Origin of the sequence: Winogradskyella ouciana (assembly GCF_009709615.1) — a bacterium.
Lineage (GTDB): Bacteria > Bacteroidota > Bacteroidia > Flavobacteriales > Flavobacteriaceae > Winogradskyella > Winogradskyella ouciana.
On sequence record NZ_WJYA01000011.1, the window covers coordinates 1 to 5,489 of the forward strand.

Annotated in this window: 1 protein-coding gene, 2 tRNA genes and 3 rRNA genes; all 6 read left to right on the forward strand. The window is 47.6% G+C overall.

Features of this window, described 5'->3' with window-relative positions; genetic code table 11:
• On the forward strand, positions 1-209 hold a 209-nt coding region (locus tag F1003_RS16970; RefSeq protein WP_235898402.1), incomplete at its 5' end, for a hypothetical protein.
• 117 nt (positions 210-326) lie between these two features.
• Positions 327-1,852, forward strand: a 16S ribosomal RNA gene (locus F1003_RS15415).
• A gap of 94 nt (positions 1,853-1,946) precedes the next feature.
• Positions 1,947-2,020 (forward strand) — tRNA-Ile (locus F1003_RS15420).
• Between the two features lie 76 nt (positions 2,021-2,096).
• A tRNA-Ala gene (locus tag F1003_RS15425) sits at positions 2,097-2,173 on the forward strand.
• A gap of 138 nt (positions 2,174-2,311) precedes the next feature.
• A 23S ribosomal RNA gene (locus tag F1003_RS15430) occupies positions 2,312-5,135 on the forward strand.
• Between the two features lie 195 nt (positions 5,136-5,330).
• Positions 5,331-5,439 (forward strand): 5S ribosomal RNA (gene rrf / locus F1003_RS15435).
• The 16S, 23S and 5S rRNA genes sit together here with 2 tRNA genes alongside, the layout of an rRNA operon.
• The last annotated feature ends 50 nt before the right edge of the window (positions 5,440-5,489 follow it).

Here is a 5,489-nt window from a genome sequence, read left to right on the forward strand (position 1 = left end):
AAAAGGTGTTCTATATTTGCGCCCCGTTAGCGACGCGTTTGTGTTGTGGGCGGCAGTTCATTTCCATAAAAAGTGCGGCATTGAAAAAAAATAAAAATATTTTTCGGATAGATGTTGCGGGAAAGGAAAAAGGGTTTTATATTTGCACCCGCTTAAGCGATAAAGTGCTTAGGAAAGCGATTAAAAAGTTCATAGACATATTGAATTGACAGCGTAAAGTTTTGGTTGGAAACGGCCGAAACAGAACAAGAGAATAGATCATTTAGAGTACAGATTTTAAGAATTCCTATCAGAAGTTAAGAGATAGCCGCAAGGCTTAAAATTTAACGATGAAGAGTTTGATCCTGGCTCAGGATGAACGCTAGCGGCAGGCCTAACACATGCAAGTCGAACGGTAACAGGGAGAAGCTTGCTTTTCCGCTGACGAGTGGCGCACGGGTGCGTAACGCGTATACAACCTACCTTTTACAGGGGGATAGCCTTTGGAAACGAAGAATAATACCCCATAGCAAGTGATTTTCGCATGGAAGACACTTTAAAGATTCGTCGGTAAAAGATGGGTATGCGTCCTATTAGCTAGATGGTGTGGTAACGGCACACCATGGCAACGATAGGTAGGGGCCCTGAGAGGGGGATCCCCCACACTGGTACTGAGACACGGACCAGACTCCTACGGGAGGCAGCAGTGAGGAATATTGGACAATGGGCGAGAGCCTGATCCAGCCATGCCGCGTGCAGGAAGACTGCCCTATGGGTTGTAAACTGCTTTTATACGGGAAGAAACCCGTCCACGTGTGGGCGGCTGACGGTACCGTAAGAATAAGGATCGGCTAACTCCGTGCCAGCAGCCGCGGTAATACGGAGGATCCGAGCGTTATCCGGAATCATTGGGTTTAAAGGGTCCGTAGGTGGACGATTAAGTCAGAGGTGAAATCCTGCAGCTCAACTGTAGAATTGCCTTTGATACTGGTCGTCTTGAATTATTGTGAAGTGGTTAGAATATGTAGTGTAGCGGTGAAATGCATAGATATTACATAGAATACCAATTGCGAAGGCAGATCACTAACAATATATTGACACTGATGGACGAAAGCGTGGGGAGCGAACGGGATTAGATACCCCGGTAGTCCACGCCGTAAACGATGGTCACTAGCTGTTCGGACTTCGGTCTGAGTGGCTAAGCGAAAGTGATAAGTGACCCACCTGGGGAGTACGTTCGCAAGAATGAAACTCAAAGGAATTGACGGGGGCCCGCACAAGCGGTGGAGCATGTGGTTTAATTCGATGATACGCGAGGAACCTTACCAGGGCTTAAATGTAAGTTGCATGGGGTAGAGATACCCCTTTCTTCGGACTACTTACAAGGTGCTGCATGGTTGTCGTCAGCTCGTGCCGTGAGGTGTCAGGTTAAGTCCTATAACGAGCGCAACCCCTGTTGTTAGTTGCCAGCATGTAAAGATGGGAACTCTAGCAAGACTGCCGGTGCAAACCGCGAGGAAGGTGGGGATGACGTCAAATCATCACGGCCCTTACGTCCTGGGCTACACACGTGCTACAATGGTGGGGACAGAGAGCAGCCACTTCGCGAGAAGGAGCGAATCTATAAACCCCATCACAGTTCGGATCGGAGTCTGCAACTCGACTCCGTGAAGCTGGAATCGCTAGTAATCGCATATCAGCCATGATGCGGTGAATACGTTCCCGGGCCTTGTACACACCGCCCGTCAAGCCATGGAAGCTGGGAGTGCCTGAAGTCCGTCACCGCAAGGAGCGGCCTAGGGTAAAATCGGTAACTAGGGCTAAGTCGTAACAAGGTAGCCGTACCGGAAGGTGCGGCTGGAACACCTCCTTTCTAGAGAAAGACGACTGATAAGGAAAGTTCAAAAAAAGGAAACATTTGGTTCTGTTCTCTTGCTGTTGATTTAATTTTTAAGATAATTAAGTAGAGTCTCATAGCTCAGCTGGTTAGAGCGCTACACTGATAATGTAGAGGTCGGCAGTTCGAGTCTGCCTGAGACTACTGATTAAAGGAAATTCTAGACGTTGAGGATTCTAAATTCATAATTCTGAATTCCATGATTTGGAATTTAAGGAAAGGGGAATTAGCTCAGCTGGCTAGAGCGCCTGCCTTGCACGCAGGAGGTCACCGGTTCGACTCCGGTATTCTCCACCAAAGTTCCCGTGGAAACGGGAATCTGAACGTTCATTGACATATTGAAAAAGATACATGATAATTAGATAGAAATATTTAATAAAATTAAATAATTATTGTAACGAGCAATAATTGTAACTCATTAAAAAGACAAAAGTACAATAAGCTAAATAAGAGCGTATGGGGAATGCCTAGGCTCTCAGAGGCGATGAAGGACGTGATAAGCTGCGAAAAGCTGCGGGGATTGGCACATACAAATTGATCCGTAGATATCCGAATGGGGCAACCCGGCATGTTGAAGACATGTTATCCTGTAAAGGAGGCGAACCCGGAGAACTGAAACATCTAAGTACCCGGAGGAGAAGAAAACAAAAGTGATTCCGATAGTAGCGGCGAGCGAAATCGGATTAGCCCAAACCAGTATTGTTACGGCAATGCTGGGGTTGTAGGACTGCGACATTTGAGTCATGATGAATTAGAACCGTTTGGAAAGACGGGCCATAGAAGGTGATAGCCCTGTATAAGTAAAGATTGATAAGATAGCAGTATCCTGAGTAGTGCGGGGCACGTGAAACCCTGTGTGAATCTGTGGGGACCATCCCATAAGGCTAAATACTCCTGAGAGACCGATAGTGAACTAGTACCGTGAGGGAAAGGTGAAAAGAACCCTGAATAAGGGAGTGAAATAGAACCTGAAACCATACGCTTACAAGCGGTCGGAGCGGATTTATCCGTGACGGCGTGCCTTTTGCATAATGAGCCTACGAGTTACCGTTGCTAGCAAGGTTAAGGACTTCAGGTCCGGATCCGTAGCGAAAGCGAGTCTGAACAGGGCGCTTCAGTTAGTAGTGGTAGACGCGAAACCGTGTGATCTACCCATGGGCAGGGTGAAGCTGTGGTAACACACAGTGGAGGCCCGAACCGGTTGACGTTGAAAAGTCTTCGGATGACCTGTGGGTAGGGGTGAAAGGCCAATCAAACTCGGAAATAGCTCGTACTCCCCGAAATGCATTTAGGTGCAGCGTTGATTTAGTTTTATAGAGGTAGAGCTACTGATTGGATGCGGGGGCTTCACCGCCTACCAATTCCTGACAAACTCCGAATGCTATAAAATGATGATCAGCAGTGAGGGCATGGGTGCTAAGGTCCATGTCCGAGAGGGAAAGAACCCAGACCATCAGCTAAGGTCCCCAAATGTATGTTAAGTTGAATAAACGAGGTTGGATTGCACAGACAGCTAGGATGTTGGCTTGGAAGCAGCCATTCATTTAAAGAGTGCGTAACAGCTCACTAGTCGAGCGATCCGGCATGGATAATAATCGGGCATAAACATACTACCGAAGCTATGGACTTGTAAAAGTGGTAGGGGAGCATTGTAGTGTCGTCGAAGGTGTACTGCGAGGTATGCTGGAGAAGCTACAAAAGAAAATGTAGGCATAAGTAACGATAATGCGGGCGAGAAACCCGCACTCCGAAAGACTAAGGTTTCCTCAGCTATGCTAATCAGCTGAGGGTTAGTCGGGACCTAACGCGAACCCGAAAGGGGTAGTGGATGGACAACAGGTTAATATTCCTGTACCTGCTCACGCTAAAAGTGACGGAGGCGAATAGTTAGTGCGCACTGACGGAATAGTGCGTTGAAGCCAGTGGTAACACGGCGATAGTACACTGAGGCTACGGCCAAGGTGATAATCTAGCGAATCGACTTCCAAGAAAAGCGAGTGAAGCAGCCCGTACCCTAAACCGACACAGGTAGTTGGGATGAGAATTCTAAGGAGCTCGAGAGATTCATGGCTAAGGAACTAGGCAAAATAGACGCGTAACTTCGGGAGAAGCGTCGCCTGTAGCAATACAGGCCGCAGTGAAAAGATCCAAGCGACTGTTTATCAAAAACACAGGGCTCTGCTAAATCGAAAGATGACGTATAGGGCCTGACACCTGCCCGGTGCTGGAAGGTTAAGTGGAGGGTTTAGAGGTTTACCTCGAAGATCTCAAATGAAGCCCCAGTAAACGGCGGCCGTAACTATAACGGTCCTAAGGTAGCGAAATTCCTTGTCGGGTAAGTTCCGACCTGCACGAATGGTGTAACGATTTGGATACTGTCTCAGCCATGAGCTCGGTGAAATTGTAGTATCGGTGAAGATGCCGATTACCCGCAGTGGGACGAAAAGACCCCGTGAACCTTTACTATAGCTTAGTATTGGCTTTGGATAAGTAATGTGTAGGATAGGTGGGAGACTTCGACCCTGCGTCGCCAGGCGTGGGTGAGTCATTGTTGAAATACCACCCTTTGCTTATCTAGAGTCTAACCTCTGATCAGGGACAGTGCTTGGTGGGTAGTTTGACTGGGGTGGTCGCCTCCAAAAGAGTAACGGAGGCTTCTAAAGGTTCCCTCAGCACGCTTGGTAACCGTGCGCAGAGTGCAATGGCATAAGGGAGCTTGACTGAGAGACATACAGGTCGATCAGGTACGAAAGTAGAGCATAGTGATCCGGTGGTTCCGCATGGAAGGGCCATCGCTCAAAGGATAAAAGGTACTCCGGGGATAACAGGCTGATCTCCCCCAAGAGCTCACATCGACGGGGGGGTTTGGCACCTCGATGTCGGCTCGTCACATCCTGGGGCTGGAGAAGGTCCCAAGGGTTGGGCTGTTCGCCCATTAAAGTGGCACGCGAGCTGGGTTCAGAACGTCGTGAGACAGTTCGGTCTCTATCTACTGTGGGCGTTAGAAATTTGAGTGGATCTGACTCTAGTACGAGAGGACCGAGTTGGACCAACCTCTGGTGTACCAGTTGTTCCGCCAGGAGCATTGCTGGGTAGCTACGTTGGGAAGGGATAAGCGCTGAAAGCATATAAGCGCGAAACCCACCACAAGATGAGATTTCTTTAAAGGGTCGTGGAAGATGACCACGTCGATAGGCTACAGGTGTAAAGGCGGTAACGTCATAGCCGAGTAGTACTAATAACCCATAGGCTTATTGTACGCCGTTCTTTTTATAGGTACAAATTCTATTAATTTCTACTATTTAATTATTATATATCCAATGACGATTCATCGTCTTTTTCAATATGTCAACAATATTAGTTCCGCTAATGCGGAACAGTAATTAGTGATGAGTGTAAAGTAAGTAGTTGGTATTACTAACTACTATTTACTAAAGACTGATTACTCACCTTTTAAGGTGGTTATAGCGACGGGGCTCACCTCTTACCATTCCGAACAGAGAAGTTAAGCCCGTTTGCGCCGATGGTACTACTATCTGTGGAAGAGTAGGTCGCCGCCTTTTTTGAATCCCGATTCTTATTGTTAGAATCGGGATTTTTTTCGTTTATAGAG